At 50.4% G+C, this 14,807-nt stretch carries 17 protein-coding genes; 11 read left to right on the top strand and 6 right to left on the bottom strand.

What is annotated here, in order from left to right; all coding sequences use genetic code 11:
- Positions 1–19 precede the first annotated feature (19 nt).
- The 3 genes from H6F90_RS23010 (at position 20) to H6F90_RS23000 (ending at position 3,359) form a co-directional block, all read left to right on the top strand.
- On the top strand, positions 20–2,491 hold the full coding sequence (locus tag H6F90_RS23010) for a putative PEP-binding protein (protein WP_190554470.1): 2,472 nt from the start codon (positions 20–22) through the stop codon (positions 2,489–2,491).
- Positions 2,492–2,589: 98 nt separating this feature from the next.
- The gene (locus H6F90_RS23005; protein WP_190431928.1) at positions 2,590–2,931 is read left to right on the top strand and encodes a DUF3147 family protein; all 342 of its coding nucleotides are present in this window, start codon (positions 2,590–2,592) and stop codon (positions 2,929–2,931) included.
- Between the two features lie 17 nt (positions 2,932–2,948).
- Positions 2,949–3,359 carry a DUF3147 family protein gene (locus H6F90_RS23000; RefSeq protein WP_190554469.1) on the top strand — a complete coding sequence of 137 codons (411 nt, stop codon included), beginning with the start codon at positions 2,949–2,951 and terminating at the stop codon, positions 3,357–3,359.
- A 177-nt stretch (positions 3,360–3,536) separates the two neighbouring features.
- Here H6F90_RS23000 and H6F90_RS22995 read toward each other — a convergent pair whose 3' ends face one another.
- Together H6F90_RS22995 and H6F90_RS22990 are read right to left on the bottom strand one after the other, a co-directional pair.
- On the bottom strand, positions 3,537–3,773 hold the full coding sequence (locus H6F90_RS22995) for a hypothetical protein (protein ID WP_190554468.1): 237 nt from the start codon (positions 3,771–3,773) through the stop codon (positions 3,537–3,539).
- A 168-nt stretch (positions 3,774–3,941) separates the two neighbouring features.
- Positions 3,942–4,796: a hypothetical protein gene (locus tag H6F90_RS22990; RefSeq protein WP_190554467.1), complete on the bottom strand. Its 855-nt coding sequence runs from the start codon at positions 4,794–4,796 to the stop codon at positions 3,942–3,944.
- A 219-nt stretch (positions 4,797–5,015) separates the two neighbouring features.
- Between H6F90_RS22990 and H6F90_RS22985 the strand changes: the two genes are divergently transcribed.
- Entirely contained in the window at positions 5,016–5,876 is an 861-nt protein-coding gene (locus tag H6F90_RS22985) for a sugar phosphate nucleotidyltransferase (RefSeq protein ID WP_190554466.1), read from the top strand.
- A 1-nt stretch (position 5,877) separates the two neighbouring features.
- Here H6F90_RS22985 and H6F90_RS22980 read toward each other — a convergent pair whose 3' ends face one another.
- Positions 5,878–6,543 carry a DUF1361 domain-containing protein gene (locus H6F90_RS22980; protein WP_190554465.1) on the bottom strand — a complete coding sequence of 222 codons (666 nt, stop codon included), beginning with the start codon at positions 6,541–6,543 and terminating at the stop codon, positions 5,878–5,880.
- 522 nt (positions 6,544–7,065) lie between these two features.
- Positions 7,066–7,221, bottom strand: coding sequence for a hypothetical protein (locus H6F90_RS22975; RefSeq protein WP_190441166.1), 156 nt, complete (start codon positions 7,219–7,221; stop codon positions 7,066–7,068).
- Positions 7,222–7,339: 118 nt separating this feature from the next.
- Here H6F90_RS22975 and H6F90_RS22970 point away from each other — a divergent pair, with 118 nt between their 5' ends.
- The 3 genes from H6F90_RS22970 (at position 7,340) to H6F90_RS22960 (ending at position 9,524) form a co-directional block, all read left to right on the top strand.
- Entirely contained in the window at positions 7,340–7,873 is a 534-nt protein-coding gene (locus H6F90_RS22970; RefSeq protein WP_190554464.1) for an RNA methyltransferase, read from the top strand.
- 87 nt (positions 7,874–7,960) lie between these two features.
- Positions 7,961–8,755 (top strand): S-adenosyl-l-methionine hydroxide adenosyltransferase family protein, encoded by a 795-nt coding sequence (locus H6F90_RS22965; protein ID WP_190554463.1) that lies wholly within the window; start codon positions 7,961–7,963, stop codon positions 8,753–8,755.
- 106 nt (positions 8,756–8,861) lie between these two features.
- Entirely contained in the window at positions 8,862–9,524 is a 663-nt protein-coding gene (locus tag H6F90_RS22960; RefSeq protein WP_190554462.1) for a DUF2301 domain-containing membrane protein, read from the top strand.
- Between the two features lie 9 nt (positions 9,525–9,533).
- Here H6F90_RS22960 and H6F90_RS22955 read toward each other — a convergent pair whose 3' ends face one another.
- Entirely contained in the window at positions 9,534–9,758 is a 225-nt protein-coding gene (locus H6F90_RS22955; RefSeq protein WP_190554461.1) for a hypothetical protein, read from the bottom strand.
- A gap of 98 nt (positions 9,759–9,856) precedes the next feature.
- On the opposite strand from H6F90_RS22955, the gene H6F90_RS22950 reads away from it, so the two are divergent.
- From H6F90_RS22950 to dprA, 3 genes are all read left to right on the top strand, one after another.
- On the top strand, positions 9,857–11,404 hold the full coding sequence (locus tag H6F90_RS22950) for an FAD-dependent oxidoreductase (protein ID WP_190554460.1): 1,548 nt from the start codon (positions 9,857–9,859) through the stop codon (positions 11,402–11,404).
- A 32-nt stretch (positions 11,405–11,436) separates the two neighbouring features.
- Positions 11,437–12,114 carry an ElyC/SanA/YdcF family protein gene (locus H6F90_RS22945; RefSeq protein WP_190554459.1) on the top strand — a complete coding sequence of 226 codons (678 nt, stop codon included), beginning with the start codon at positions 11,437–11,439 and terminating at the stop codon, positions 12,112–12,114.
- 101 nt (positions 12,115–12,215) lie between these two features.
- Positions 12,216–13,355 (top strand): DNA-processing protein DprA, encoded by a 1,140-nt coding sequence (gene dprA, locus H6F90_RS22940; protein WP_190554458.1) that lies wholly within the window; start codon positions 12,216–12,218, stop codon positions 13,353–13,355.
- A 13-nt stretch (positions 13,356–13,368) separates the two neighbouring features.
- On the opposite strand, the gene H6F90_RS22935 is transcribed toward dprA, so the two are convergent.
- The gene (locus H6F90_RS22935; RefSeq protein ID WP_190554457.1) at positions 13,369–14,517 is read right to left on the bottom strand and encodes a Gfo/Idh/MocA family protein; all 1,149 of its coding nucleotides are present in this window, start codon (positions 14,515–14,517) and stop codon (positions 13,369–13,371) included.
- Between the two features lie 92 nt (positions 14,518–14,609).
- On the opposite strand from H6F90_RS22935, the gene H6F90_RS22930 reads away from it, so the two are divergent.
- Positions 14,610–14,756: a hypothetical protein gene (locus H6F90_RS22930; protein WP_190554456.1), complete on the top strand. Its 147-nt coding sequence runs from the start codon at positions 14,610–14,612 to the stop codon at positions 14,754–14,756.
- Positions 14,757–14,807: the final 51 nt, after the last annotated feature.

The following is a 14,807-nucleotide window of genomic DNA, read 5'->3' as shown; positions in this document are numbered from 1 at the left end:
TTTCAGACCAGCGCTGCCTGTGCCTAGCCTGTACTGGTTGAATCAAATTCAACATACGAATCCTTTGTGGTTTGGAAATCAAGCCTTTTATCTCGGTCATCTGCTTCAGAGTGGCTACCCTGTGCTATCCGGTTTAGTGGTACCAGCCCAAACCTTTCAAGAATTTATCGAATCTATTCAGTGGCGAGAGCCATTTGCTGATCTTCCAAGTTCTTCATTGCATCTGAACGTCGATCATCCTCAACAATTGCAGGCGATCGCCCAGCACATCCGTCATGAGATTACGACCACTCCATTGCCAGAGCTGTGGCTAGAAAACTTAAGCGAAGCGGCCTCCCAACTGCAAGCCACCACCCTGATTTTGCAACCTTCACTGGCCCTGAAGCCACCCGCCGACAATCTCTTGGCCCTAGAAGCTGCCGAGATCTTTGAGCCGCAAATTTGCTCTGCTAAACCAGAAGCCTTAGCGGTAGGGTTAAAAAAAGTTTGGGCTGAGTTGTTTCGAGCCAAAAGTTTGCTGTACTGGCAGCGAGCCGAAATTCCTTTAGAGCAAATTTGCTTAGCCGTGTTGATTCACCCAGTCTTGCCCGCGATCGCTGCAGGAGTGGTGAAGGTTGAGGATAATCTTGTTTCGATTCAGTCTACTTGGGGTCTAGAAACCGCGATCGCCTGGGGTGAAGTGACTCCAGACTCTTACGAGGTAGATGCGCTCCAAGGCATTGTGCAAGCTCAAACCTTGGGCAGCAAAACCTGCGCCCATACCTTGCCCCAAGCCCCCGATTTCTTACCGTTCTTAAAGGACATTAGCCAGCCTGCTTTTCAACATCCCGATGGCTGCTTGCAGGTTCACCTACTCACAGAAGCCCAGCAAAACCGATACGCTTTGCCTCCAGCCACGCTGCAACAACTGATTCGGATCGCGCAACAACTCAAAACTGACTTTAGCGCTACGTTCACCTTTAAGTGGATGTGGATGCAGGCAGATGTGGAGTCCCCCCCGGAGCTGTATCTCACCCAAGTCAACTTACCAATTTCGGAACTCCAGCAACCAGACGAAATCGCTCCATCATGGCTGCGGAAGACTGTACCGACAGAACCCCAGTTGATTCTAAAAGGATTGGCAGCGGCTAGTGGTCAAGCGATCGCGGAAGCAGTCGTGATTACTGATGCTCATCTACCTGACGACATCCCACCCGGTCGAATTTTAGTCACCACCACGCTCACACCAGATTGGTTTTCATGCTTGCAGCAAGCTGCTGGTTTGGTGGCTGAGCAAGGCGGCATGACCAGTCACGGCGCTATTTTGGCGCGGGAGTTAGGATTGCCGGCGATTGTGGGTGCGGCGCAGGCGACTCGCATTATTCAGGCGGGAGAAACAGTGCTATTGGATGGCACGCAGGGAGAGATTTATCGGATTGCTGATTTCAGAACCACTCATTACCAACGACAACCACCTCCAACCCAGCCTAAGCCAAAAACCACGCTGCCTGCCGATGCTGACTCGATCAATCGCTCTGGTCAAGATAGCCCTGTTTCGTCTCCTAATTCTCGCTGGAGCGATCGCCCCCTACCCGCGATCGCCACGGAACTGTTGGTCAACCTGAGCCAACTTCGTTTCATTGACCAAGTTAAAACTTTGCCCGTAGATGGCATTGGGTTAATTCGCTCAGAACTGATGCTGTTAGAGGTTCTAGAACACCAACATCCCAATCTATGGTTGCAACAGGGACGGCAGCAGGAATTTATAGATCGAATTGCTAGTCAGGTGAGCCAGTTTGCGAAAGCCTTCGCTCCCCGCCCGGTGTTTTACCGGGCGCTCGATTTGCGCTCTCATGAATTCCAAGCGCTAGAAGGCGGCAGATTGCTACCCGCCGAACCCAACCCCATGTTGGGACTGCGGGGCACATTTAGCTATCTTCTCGACTCTGCTTTATTCGAGCTAGAACTCACAGCCCTGGCGGAGGTGCAACAAGCGGGTTACAGCAATGTGCATTTATTGCTACCTTTTGTCCGCACAGTAGAAGAGTTTAGCTTTTGTCGGCAGCGGGTAGAACAAGCTGGGTTGATACAGCAAGCAGAGTTTCAGCTGTGGATCATGGCAGAGGTGCCATCGGTACTATTTTTGCTGCCAGATTATGTAAAAGCTGGAGTCCAGGGCATTTCGATTGGCACCAATGATTTAACCCAACTTTTGCTAGGGGCCGATCGCGACCAACCCGAACTCGCTGCCGCCTTTAATGAACGCCATCCAGCCGTGTTACGAGCGATCGCCCAACTGATTCAGCTGGCTCAAGCCGCCGGGATTCCTTGCTCCATTTGTGGCCAAGCGCCCGCCCAATCTCCAGAATTGATTGATCACTTAGTTCGTTGGGGCATCAACTCGATTTCTGTCGATGCCGAGGCAGTTGAGCGCACTTATCACGCGATCGCCCGTGCAGAACACAAGCTCCTGTTAGCAGCAGCACGGCGACAACTTGACTTGGCTCCTTAAATAGGGTGACTAGGCCTAAGACTATAGTTTGATGACAGTATCTTAGACTACAAGCTAGAGTGTTTTAACCAAAATTTAATCTCAGCTTAAAGTAGTCAATGTCTGAGCTGATTCTGCGATTTTTTATCGGGGGACTCTTCGTCTCCGGTTTTGCTGTTATTAGCGATGTGCTACGACCTAAAAGCTTCGCTGGGCTATTTGGTGCGGCTCCTTCTGTGGCTTTAGCAACCTTAAGTATCGCCTTTGCCAACAATGGCATGACTTATGTACAGACAGCAGCGCAAGCCATGATCGCCGGGGCGATCGCCCTGTTCTTCTACAGTCTGTTAGTCACATGGTTGCTATTGAGCCAAAGAATTAAAGCTTGGGTGGCGGCTGTAGCAGCTTGGCTATTGTGGCTAACCGTTGCTTATGGGCTGTGGACAGTCAGCTTTACTTAGGATGACTGAGGGAAAGTATGGGTATCAAGGTTGATCTTTCTAAGCTGAAACAAATGCGTTGGTCAGACTATGCTATCCGGTTTGTATTTGGCGGACTAGTCACTATGCTCACCGGAGTTTTGGCCTATCGCTATGGTCCCAGCATCGGCGGATTGTTTATGGCCTTTCCTGCCGTTTTACCTGCGAGCATCACCCTCATTGAAAAGCACGAAAACATAGATGCTGCTGGAGCCGATACCGCAGGTGCAGCTCTAGGCAGCATTGGTCTGATCACCTTTGCGATCGCCGTTTGGTACTTTGTTGATCGCTGGTCAGCATCGGTAGTTTTGATTGCTGCAACACTCATCTGGTTAGTCGTAGCAATTACTCTCTGGCTGGTGTCTACGGCCATTTCCAAATCGTTAAAACCTAAGACTGATCAGCGCTAAAAATTATTTAAAGTGATTGGCTGTAGGGGCGAACGGCCGTTCGCCCCTACGAATATCTGTAGATAGAATTGGTATTATTTAACCAAATATAAAAAACTCCCTACTCGGCAAATGTCGCTAGCTAGGGAGTTATTAGTAATTCATCTTATCCAACATTTCCTAGCTCCAGGAATTGTTTTAGCGAACCTCAGTTCCCTGATTCGGGCCACCAATCACTTCTACTGGAGCGCCTGGATCTTCGGGTTCGGCACCGGAGCTAGGATCAGAATCAGAGCGTTGACTGGTCATCCGATACCGCTCATCTAAGGGTGTATCTCCCTCGTCTGTGGTGGGTACATGAGTTTGGGTTCCCGGATTATTTTCAGGATCAAAGCGATCGTTTTCTGGTCTGTTATCACGAGGATCAGTTGTCATATTTACACTCTCTTAAATAAAGACGTTATGCTACAAGATTAGTCCTTAGCTTTGCAGAGGTTTTCTATCATTGGGTGTGAGTGCCCCTATGACTAATTCGAGAGGAAACCTGACCTAAAAATAAGCTGTTTCGGTATAACTAATTACAATTCTGCTTCACGGTCCAGATTAGCGAGATTTACCCGAAATATAGCCAGTCTGCCGCAGAAAACGACGTAATTCGGTAAAGTACTGCTGGCGATCGGGCCCTTTGTAAGCTTTTTGGACTTTTTGCCAGCCGTCTTGTCCTTGCCCAAGCAAGTATTTATCAGCTAAGTAGGCAGCCAGCGCCCCTTTTCCATACTCCACACTATCATTCTGGCGTTCGACAAAGGTTTGCCACCAAAAATGAGCATCGTTATAAATGAGCTTGGGGTACTGGCGAGTCACATCCACCATTTTGCCTTGCCGATATTGCCAGATCTGGAGTGGGTAGCCAGAGGCAGCGTAGCTACCAAAAGCATAAGCAAAGGCATCATTGCGCCCGTTAAATTCTGGTACTCCGTTTTTGTCTAAGTCTTGCAACTGGTAACCACCATTGCCCCACTCAAAGCGATTGTAACTGTACTTTTGAGAGTTGGGGTTGTAACGGTAGATCAGCGAGTAGGTGCAACAGTGCGCTCCACCTGTAAACAGATCGATCAACACTTCTGGCTCTTGGTTACCATCTAAGTCACGCACTTGAAAGGCGGCCTGAGCGTTTTCCTTGGCCCAATCGGTCCCTAAAGCCACTAGAGGCCAATTCCCTTCACTATCTGGCAAGGGTTGATCAAGCAGTGTTTTTCCACCACGGGTGATTTTTAGACGTAGGTCATTAAACTGAGTAAATTCCGTGTTGGCTTTTTGGTAAGCAAGTTCTGCTTTCACGTTGCTTGCTTGAGCCGTTTTGCTGGTAGCCGTGGCGGGAGATGGCAGCAAGATAATGCTGAGCAGAGCTAACCAGACTAATCCTGGACCCACACCAGCATTGAGCAAGTTCTTCATCGTTTTAGTTTTGCCGCCTAATTTGAGTAATCTGCTAGAAGCAGGTAAAGTTCTTCACCCTATAGGATTCCCAGAATTCACAGCTATAGCAATGGACAGCAACTGCCAGCCTCTGCCAGCCTTAAGAGTTTGGTGCTTAGCCGGGAATATCGGGAATATAGAGAGGGCGATCGCTCCCACAACTTCAATGACCGCAGATTCAATTCCGCATCTAAACCCATGCCACAATCTGACTTCATTGCCTTGCCAGCCACCCCTTCACCACCTATCATCGGATTACTTCCTGCGGGCGGTCAGGCAACGCGAATTTCACCGCTTCCGCTCAGCAAAGAGTTATATCCGATTGGGTTTCAAGCGGTAGCATCCGGAAGAAGTGTGCGGCCCAAAGTGGTGAGCCAATATTTACTAGAGCGGTTGCAGCAAGCGGGGATTGCTCAGGCTTATTTCATTCTGCGGTCTGGCAAGTGGGACATTCCCGCTTATTTTGGTGATGGCTCAATGCTACAGATGCACTTGGGCTACTTACTCATGGGGTTGCCCTATGGAGTGCCTTATACCCTGGACCAAGCTTATCCGTTTGTCCAAAACGCGATCGTGGCGCTGGGGTTTCCAGATATTCTGTTTTGGCCCGAAGATGCATTTACTCATTTATTGCGACGGCAGGCCCAAACGCAAGCTGATGTAGTTTTGGGCTTGTTTCCTACCGACCAACCCCAAAAAGCAGGCATGGTTGATTTTGACTCATCCGGGCGAGTGCATCTGATTATTGAGAAACCGAGCCAAACCACTTTGCAATATATGTGGGCGATCGCGGTCTGGAATCCAACGTTCACTCAGTTTCTCCATGACTACCTCAAGGAAATCGAAGCAGGCAAGGCCCAAAATTTAGGACCCCGATCGCTCCAAGAACTCGCGATCGGGGATGTGATTCAAGCGGGAATTACAGCAGGGTTGCGAGTCGAAGCAGAGGTGTTTGAGACAGGTGTATACCTCGACATTGGCACCCCCGAAAATCTGGTTAAAGCGGTGCAGGATTACGCACGCTTAGATCCTGAGATTGGTTTAGCTCCGGAAGTTTGAACTAGCTGGACCCAGGATCAGCTTCAGAGGTCGATTCAAAGGTTCTACGATAGCGCTTCCGCAAAATTAGGCCCAACGTCACCTCCTTCATCAGCCAGTACAAGCCAGTAATAACGATGAATGTGACGAACATTACGAGGGCAGGCCGCTTAGCTACTAAATCATCTACGACTTTGTCTGCCACGGAGTCTAGGCGTGTGACTAAATCCCAACTGTTAAAACGCAAGAATCGCCCTAGGTAGATGCCGAGCGCACTCAACGCATGCAGAACCAATTCTGCCCAAAGCACATAGCGATGCCGTTGTCGTTGGTTGAGGTAATGGCCCAAGTTGATCAGCGATAGGACATAAGCTTGAAAGCCCGCCAGAATAAACAACATATACTGCGGTACTAGGACGAGAGTGACAATCCACTCGGAAAATCCTTCACGAATGTCGTAAATCAGATGAATGATGTCAGTCAGAACGTAGGGAGCGTTGGGTAGAAAGGCGACAAACACCAACAAACCCAACCACCAAAAAATGGAGGGTTGCCGACTTCTACGAAATAGCCAAACGCTCAATCCTAACGGGATAAGAGCTAGGAATAAGTTCCAAGCCATCCAATCACTGTTACGGTGTAAAACCTTGCCAGCAAACAGAATCCAGTTGAGCAGTTCTGCTTTCATAAGCATTCAATCAAGAACGAATCAGCAGCGATAACTCGCCCTGAAATGCACCATCAGGGGCGATCGCTTCTTCATACTAGCCGCAGGTTTTCACTCACCGTCAAGATAAAGCCTAAAATGGAAGTAGGTTTGCGTCATCCAACTCAGCTTCAGGGGCAAACGCTTTTAGAACCCGGTCCAAATTAAGCCGCATCGGATAAATTTCAGACATTGGGGAACTAAAAACCTAAAGTTTAACGTCAAGCAAGAAAGCTCCTGATAACGCTACGTAATCGGTGGATGAAGTACTAAGCAAATCCTACCTGTGGTGTCGGGGAGCGGTTGATTTCTAACTCCTAAAAAAATCCCTCAAAAATCGCCCAATTAACGGGTTGGATTCTTGAGGGATTTTCTTTAGAAAGCTTGAAGGGTAACTCTTGAGCAATGAAATACTAAAGCAGGCGGGCCAGCAAATCGAAGCATAGTTTAGGCGATCGCTGGCCTTGCAATCAATATCCAATCCCTAACCTATTGAGTGAATGATTAGCGGAGGTAGTTGGCTTCGGCTTCCAACATGCGAACTAGATTTTCGTCTCCGTTGGCTCTAGCAACTTCTAGGCGGTGTTGCAGGCTTCTCTGGATGTTTTCCCGATGAGCTTGTACGGTTCTGGTTGCGGCTTCTCGATGATTTTTGTTCATGACGGACTGTTTTTTCTGCTTGATTATGCTTTTAACTGATCTCTAAGTTAACATTCCCGGCTCACAGTCTGTAACGTCCATTACCAAAAATTTAAGATCGCCTTGTGAGATTATGCCCATGTCTCTGCCTCAGCGACCCTCGATTGCTCGCGATCGCTATGCCCAATTGCCCCGCCAAGATTTGGTGGTTTGTGCCAGTTTGGTGCAGAATCCCGCTAACTTGGGTGGGCTGTGTCGCACTGCGGAGGCGTTTCGAGTGGGGGCGGTGGTGGTGGCAGATTTAGCCCTGACCCAGAATTTGGCGTTTAGGAATTTGGCTGTTTCAGCTCACCATTGGCAACCCTTAGAAGCTTGTTCGGTTTCGGCTTTGCCTGCTTGGATTGCAGCTCAACAGCAGGCGGGTTATTCTGCGATCGCGCTGGATTTAAGGGCTGATGCGGTGCCTTTGTCTGGGTTCAGTTTTCCTAGGCGATCGGTTTTGGTGTTGGGGCGTGAACTGACGGGGATTCCAGCGGAGATTGCAAATCTTTGTGATCTGGCGATCGCGATTCCTCAGTTTGGCATGGTGGAGTCTTTGAATGTGCAGACTGCGGCGGCGATCGCGATGTATGAGTATGGGCGGCAGTATCCTTTATCTGAGTTGGGTTCGTGAGCCGAACCATCGGGGGCACTCGCCCCGAACCCCCGCTGAAGGACGGCTGCGTCCTCCAGACCTCCTCCAGAAGATAATTTACTTTTTATGTCGCAACGTTTAGTTACTCTTTTGACTGATTTTGGTTTGAGTGATGTTTATGTGGGGGTGATGAAAGGGGCGATGGCTCAGGTTAATCCTGAGGTGCGGGTGATTGATTTGACGCATCAGGTTCCGCCTCAGGATGTAGTGGCCGCTCGGTTTTGTTTGCTGAATGCTTATCCTTACTTTCCGTCTGGAACGGTGCATGTAGCAGTGGTTGATCCGGGGGTGGGAAGTGCAAGGCGGGCGATCGCGGTGGAACTGGAGGATGGGTTTTTGGTGGGGCCAGATAATGGGTTGTTTAGTGGGGTTTTGAGTCAGCAGCGGGCGATCGCGGCAGTGGAGTTAACGAATGCTCGATTCTGGCGATCGGGGCAACTGAGTGCGACGTTTCATGGCCGTGATGTTTTTGCGCCTGTGGCGGCTCATTTGGCCTCTGGGGTGACGTTGCGGGAGTTGGGGCCAGTGATTGATCTGCAAAGTTTGGTGCAGTTGCCAATTCTGAGTTATCGGTCTGAGGGTGACAGGATGTGGGGTTGTGTACAGTATTGCGATCGCTTTGGCAATTTAATTACGAATATTCCTGAAAGTGCGGTGATAGAGCAGGTTTGGGCGGTTGTGATTGGTGAGACGCAAATTATGGGGATGTCTAGCTACAGCGATCGCCCTGCTGGGACGTTGTTAGCATTAGTAGGGAGTCATGGATGGGTTGAGGTTGCGGTGAATGGGGGAAGTGCTGAGGCTAGTTTGAAATTGCATGTTGGAGATGCAGTTGAGGTGCTGCTAAAACCAAATGCTTGAGGGCACTCGCCCCCAATCCCCTGCTGAGGGAGGGTTGCGTCCCCCAGACCCCCTCCAAAAGGGTACTTTTGGCTATGTTGTTGTTTTTTTGTTAGAGGGAGGAGAGATGACGACTGCGAAGTTGGAACCGGAAGTGTATCAAGGGCAGTTTGGGGAGTTTACGATTACGGAGGGCGATCGCCAGGGTGTGATAATCTATCGCGCGGGGCTAGCGGTGGCGGCTGGTTGTTTTGCGCTTGGGGCTGGGTTGGTGTTGCGCTTTGGCGATGAACCAGGTGTGATGTCGTGGTTGACTGTGCTGTATGCTGGCTTTTCACTGGCCTTGGGCGTTAGTTTACTCACGATTCATATCTATCTAGCGCCGCTGCATCGAGCTTTGCAAGCGTTCTGGGCGATCGGGAGCCTCAGTGCGATCGCGTTTGCTCTACAAGCAGATGAACCGCTAGCGAGTTTCGTTTACAATCATCCCTTAAGTTTGTTGGGCGTTGGCTTCACTTTTGCAGCTTTGACAGGGATCTTTTTCAAGGAAGCTTTTTGCTTTAATCGAGCTGAGACAAAGATCTTGACTCCGCTACTTCCTATTTTGCTGCTAGGGCATATGGTAGGCATTCTGCCAACTCAGGGAGAACAGGTACTACTAGCTCTGTGGGCAGCACTGTTTCTCGTGTTTGCTTGCCGCAAAGTGATCCAGGCGATTCCACCTGACATCGGGGATAAGTCTGTGTTTGACTATCTCCATCAAGAGCGGTTGGAGAAGGCTGGAAATTAGGACCACTGGTTAAACTTGTTCTTTGCTCTCTGCATCTGCGTCTCTTCGCTGCCCTGGCATCTCTGGCATGACGGCTGGGCTGTTGAGGAGACGTTCGTTATAAACAACGTTGTCATCAGTGATCTGCAAATCATCTAGATCAGCGTCGCTACCATCGTCCATTTGCTTGGTGTTGAGGTTGACCGCTTGATCAGGTGTATCACTGGAATTTTGGTGATTGTCTGCGGAGTTCATCGGGGTGGCCTCTCAAGCAACAACTGATGTGCTCAGCATAATCAGTAGATGGTAATCTACCCCCTATCTGAAGACTTATTCGATTATTGAGTGACACCGTGACGGATGTAGTGGATGTAGTTGTAATTGGGAGTGGCATTGGAGGGCTGAGCTGTGCGGCGCTCCTAGCTCGCTATGGCTTTGAGGTGGCGGTTTGTGAAAGCCATGCGATTCCGGGTGGTGCGGCTCATGGGTTTGAGTATCAAGGGTTCAAGTTTGACTCTGGCCCCTCGCTCTACTCTGGTTTGTCCTATAGTCCTTCTGCTAACCCTCTCCGTCAAGTGTTGGATGCCATTGGTGAAGAGCTGCCCTGTGCTACCTACAATACGTGGGGTTGCTGTCTCCCTGAGGGCGATTTTGATACTACTGTTGGTGCGGATCAGTTCTGTGAGGTTTTAGCTAAACTTCGAGGGGAAACTGCGGTATCCGAATGGCGAGAATTACAGCGGGTCATGGCTCCTCTAGGGAGAGCGGCGATCGCAATTCCTCCAGCCGCCGTTCGCTTTGATATCGGTGCTGCCTTGACTATGGGGCGTTTTGCTTCCTCTCTTTTTCAACATATTGGTCATATTCCGAAGCTGACTGGCTCGTTTAGTCGAGTTATGGAGGGTGTGATCACAGATCCGTTTATCTGCAATTGGCTCGATTTGTTATGTTTTCTCCTCTCTGGGTTACCTGCCAGTGGAACCAGTGCAGCGGAGATGGCGTTTATGTTTGCCGATTGGTATCGACCAGAAGTAACGCTCGACTATCCCATTGGGGGCAGCGGAGCCTTGGTAGATGCCTTAGTGCGAGGATTGCAGAAACGGAGAGGAAAATTGCTGTTAAATGCTCATGTAGAACAAGTTTTAGTAGCAGGCGATCGCGCAGTCGGAGTGCGTTTGCGAGGTGGTAAGGAGATTCGTGCTAAACGAGCGGTGATCTCGAATGCTTCTATTTGGGATACGCTCAAGTTACTACCCGCAGGAGCTTTGCCTCAGCGTTTTCAAGCTCAGCGGCAATCTACGCCAGCTTGCGATAGTTTTATGCATCTCCATCTCGGTATTGATGCTACTGAACTTCGCTCGGATTTGGCTTGTCACTACATTGTGGTGAATGATTGGGAGATGGGAGTCACCGCCCCTCAAAATGTAGTTCTTGTTTCCATTCCCTCTCTGCTTGATCCTTCCCTGGCTCCTGCTGGAAAACATACGATTCATATCTATACTCCTGGGAATGAACCTTATGATTTGTGGCAAGGCTTGGATCGGCGCAGTGAAGCCTATGCCCAACAAAAGGAGCAACGAGCAGAGGTGATGTGGCAAGCGTTGGAACGTGTCATTCCTGATATCCGCTCCCGCCGCCAAGTCTCCTTGGTGGGCACCCCGCTCACTCACGAGCGCTATCTGCGGCGTTATCGAGGTTCTTATGGTCCCGCCATCTCCGCCGGAGACAGCTTATTTCCAGGACCGAATACACCTTTGCCAGGACTATTGTGCTGTGGAGATTCTACTTTTCCTGGCATTGGCTTACCCGCCGTTGCAGCCAGTGGCATGATCGCTGCTAATACGCTCGCTCCTGTCCAGCAGCAGTTAGCCATGCTGAAGGATATTGGTTGTCTAAAGTAGTGAGCGATTGCCCTAGCAAGAATTAGTGTCTAATGCAGCCAAAAAAAAGATTGAAGTTCAGAATTCAGTTAATCCAGCGGCGAGAAGTGTGGCTGCCAACTCTGCAAGGTTGGGCTGTTATCTTCTTGAGCTTGCCGATGATGCTTGGTTTGGCGATCGCTAATATCCATCCTTTCCTCGCTGTCACCGCCCCAATTCCCGCCAATATTCTAGTTGTAGAAGGTTGGTTGCCAGATTACGCCGTAGAAGAGGCGATTGCGGAATATCAGCGCGGCTCCTACGAAAAACTCATTACCATAGGCACTCCGTTATCCAGAGGTTACTACCTAGCTGAGTACAAAAACTTTGCAGATCTGACAGCCGCCACATTTCTAGCTTTAGGATTCGACCCTAAGCAATTGGTTGCTGTCCCAACTCCCAAAGTTGAGAAGGACCGCACTTACACCTCAGCCGTTACCTTGCGGAAGTGGTTGTCCGCATCGGGTTTACGGATTACAGGCGTGAATCTTTTCACTTTGGGCACTCATACTCGTCGTAGTTGGCTGGTTTTTCGGCAAGCATTGGCCCCAACTGTGCATGTGGGTGCGATCGCCGTTCAGCCACGAGCTTATGACGTAGGACATTGGTGGCGATCGAGCGAGGGAGTTCGCACCGTTATTTCTGAGGTCATCGCCTATTTGTATGCTCGGTTTGTGAGCTGGAAAACTTAGAACGTAGATCCAGCTTGAAATTGAGCGGATTGGCGCTAGGCAGAGTCAGCATTAAGCCAAAATTGGGGCATACTGAGATCCGCCGACTTGAGGGTGAATGATTGTTTTCAGAACGCGCACTGTGGTTAGCTTGGTCCCGCATTCCAGGTATTGGCCCCATTTTGCTTAAACGGCTCCAACAGCACTTCCAAACTTTAGAAGCTGCTTGGGAAGCAAGCCCAAAAGAGCTAGGGGCTGTGGACGGCATTGGACCCCAAACCCTCGAAGTGATGGTGGCAGCGCGAGCCAAAATTCATCCAGAGCAGTTGCTAGAAACTCATGAGCGGGAAAACCCCTGTTTCTGGACCCCAGCCGATCCAGGCTATCCTCAGTTGCTGCTAGAAATCCCAGATCCTCCGCCTGCCCTGTATTACAAAGGTCAAGTTCAGCCTCAGGAGCAACAAGCAACCGCCCCGGCGATCGCGATTGTGGGCACCCGTGACCCTTCGGACTATGGGCGGCGTTGGGCACGCAAACTCAGCTCCTCTTTAGCTCACCAAAACTTTACAGTGGTTTCGGGCTTGGCTTACGGCATCGACACCGAAGCCCATCAAAGTTGTCTAGATGTGAGCGGCTACACGATCGCAGTCCTAGGGACTGGGGTAGATATGGTCTATCCCTGGAAGAACCAAAAGCTTTACGACCAAATTGCCGAGCAGGGTTTGTTAGTGAGCGAATATCCCGCTGGGACACAACCCGATCGCAGCCATTTTCCCCGGCGCAATCGCATCATTGCAGGGTTGAGTCGTGCAGTTTTGGTAATGGAAGCACCCGGTAAATCCGGCGCTTTAATTACGGCTCATTTGGCGAATGATTATGGTCGCGATGTCTACGTGCTGCCTGGTTCGCTAGACAATCCCCGCTCGATGGGTTGCTTGAAACTGCTAAGCGTGGGAGCCCAAGCGATTTTGAGCGAAATCCATCTGCTAGAGATGCTCGGTACAATGCCACGTCTACAGGTGGTAGCGTCAGCAGCCCCAAGCGCCAAGGCTGCTCCTAGCCATTCGAGCCATGCCTTAATTCCAAATTTAGCGCCAGAGTTGCAAACCGTTTTGCAGGCGTTAACGGCTGAGCCTACAGCTTTTGATCTGATTGTGCAGCAGGTAGGGCTAGCAGCAGCAGCAGTTTCCAGTGCGCTGCTTCAGTTGGAATTACTGGGTTTGGTGTCGCAAGCACCTGGGATGCGTTACCAGCTTTCCTAAGGTAAACCCAAGCTTAACTTGCTAAGAATTGCTCTAAATCGGGCACTTCTACCCAAGTTCCTGTGGTGTGGGATTGATGGGTTAAGTCCATCAGCAATTGTGAGTAAACACCTTCGCGCAAGGAAGGGGCGATCGCGGCTCGTTGATCAATCCCTTGTACCCAGCGATCGACCACTCCCATAAACGGCGCAATTCGACCATCCAGGTAAGTTTTAGGAAACTCTAGGCGCTTGGGAATCTCTACCAAGCTTAGGGGTTGTCCGCCTTGGCTGGCCCAGAGTTGGAATCCATGCACGTAATCTTTTTGGTTGTTGCTGCCTAAAACCAAAGTGCCGCGATCGCCATACACTTCTACACAGTGCCCACGACCTTGATAGGTGACGGAGCTGAGGCATACCTGGCAAGGTGTACCGTTGGCTAGCTCTAGCATCAGCATGCAGGTGTCGTCGGCATCGACCGTTTTCTGCTCTCCGGTACTAGGATCAGGACGTGCCGGGATAGAAGTACTAAGCCGAGCCGATAGGCGTTGGATGGGACCGAACAGCCAAGCAATGTAATCAAAGGCATGGGAACCGATCGCGCCTAAAGCACCGCCTCCTTTTTCTCGCTGGGCATACCAATTCCAGGGGCGGGTGGCATCGGCTCGACTGGAAACCAGCCAGTCAATTTTGATCAAGCGAGGTTCACCGACATAACCTTCGGCTAGCAGCTCAGCCAAGCGTTGCCAAGCGGGGACACAGCGAAATTCAAAATCGAGGGCTGCGATCGCTTGCTTGCTGGCTGCTAGATGATATAGGTGTTTGGCTTCTGTGGCGGAGAGGGTCGTCGGCTTTTCTAGCAGGATGTGTTTGCCTGCTTGCAATACGGTTTGAGCCATGTCGTAGTGCAAAAATGGGGGTGTAGAAATGCTGACGGCTTGCACTTCTGGCAAAGCGGCAATTTCTTCGACGCTGCTACAAGCATGGGGAATTTGGTGGGCTTCGGCGATCGCTCTGGCTTGGGCTAGATCCCGGTGATACACTGCCACGACTTGGGTGCGATCGTGGGCTTGAAACCCTGGAATGTGAACTTTCTGCCCAAAACCTGTGCCAATAATTGCAACACCAATTTGCGATCGCGAGCGAGGTTTTGCGGAGGTGGGGTTCACGTTGGCGGAAACCATAGACAAGTAGGTGCTGAAGGTAGTGGCTAAAGGGGGAGGTGTTTTTTGTAGGAATGTAGGGTGTGTTCGGCGCGCACTAACAGCTAATACTCATGATTCAATGTGCGTTTAGCGCCGCGCGCATCGATTACCAACCGACCATCTTATCAGAACCAAACCCTTGGGGGCGCTTGCCCCAAACCCCCGCTGAAGGATGGCTGCGTCCTCCAGACCTCCTCCAGACGAGTTTAATTGTATGAGGCTCGAAGTGATTGCTAGAAGTTGGTGCTGGAAGTGAATCGATTTTTGAT

Origin of the sequence: Trichocoleus sp. FACHB-591 (assembly GCF_014695845.1) — a bacterium.
In the GTDB taxonomy this organism is placed as follows: domain Bacteria; phylum Cyanobacteriota; class Cyanobacteriia; order FACHB-46; family FACHB-46; genus Trichocoleus.
The sequence above is the reverse complement of the archived record's forward strand: the minus strand, read 5'-3'. Positions and strand labels throughout refer to the sequence as shown.

Coding starts and splice junctions, on each gene's coding strand:
- H6F90_RS23005 (WP_190431928.1), top strand. CDS start 2,590: ATGTCTGAGCTGATTCTGCGATTTTTTATCGGGGGACTCTTCGTCTCC.
- H6F90_RS23000 (WP_190554469.1), top strand. CDS start 2,949: ATGGGTATCAAGGTTGATCTTTCTAAGCTGAAACAAATGCGTTGGTCA.
- H6F90_RS22995 (WP_190554468.1), bottom strand. CDS start 3,773: ATGACAACTGATCCTCGTGATAACAGACCAGAAAACGATCGCTTTGAT.
- H6F90_RS22990 (WP_190554467.1), bottom strand. CDS start 4,796: ATGAAGAACTTGCTCAATGCTGGTGTGGGTCCAGGATTAGTCTGGTTA.
- H6F90_RS22985 (WP_190554466.1), top strand. CDS start 5,016: ATGCCACAATCTGACTTCATTGCCTTGCCAGCCACCCCTTCACCACCT.
- H6F90_RS22980 (WP_190554465.1), bottom strand. CDS start 6,543: ATGAAAGCAGAACTGCTCAACTGGATTCTGTTTGCTGGCAAGGTTTTA.
- H6F90_RS22975 (WP_190441166.1), bottom strand. CDS start 7,221: ATGAACAAAAATCATCGAGAAGCCGCAACCAGAACCGTACAAGCTCAT.
- H6F90_RS22970 (WP_190554464.1), top strand. CDS start 7,340: ATGTCTCTGCCTCAGCGACCCTCGATTGCTCGCGATCGCTATGCCCAA.
- H6F90_RS22965 (WP_190554463.1), top strand. CDS start 7,961: ATGTCGCAACGTTTAGTTACTCTTTTGACTGATTTTGGTTTGAGTGAT.
- H6F90_RS22960 (WP_190554462.1), top strand. CDS start 8,862: ATGACGACTGCGAAGTTGGAACCGGAAGTGTATCAAGGGCAGTTTGGG.
- H6F90_RS22955 (WP_190554461.1), bottom strand. CDS start 9,758: ATGAACTCCGCAGACAATCACCAAAATTCCAGTGATACACCTGATCAA.
- H6F90_RS22945 (WP_190554459.1), top strand. CDS start 11,437: ATGCAGCCAAAAAAAAGATTGAAGTTCAGAATTCAGTTAATCCAGCGG.
- H6F90_RS22935 (WP_190554457.1), bottom strand. CDS start 14,517: ATGGTTTCCGCCAACGTGAACCCCACCTCCGCAAAACCTCGCTCGCGA.
- H6F90_RS22930 (WP_190554456.1), top strand. CDS start 14,610: ATGATTCAATGTGCGTTTAGCGCCGCGCGCATCGATTACCAACCGACC.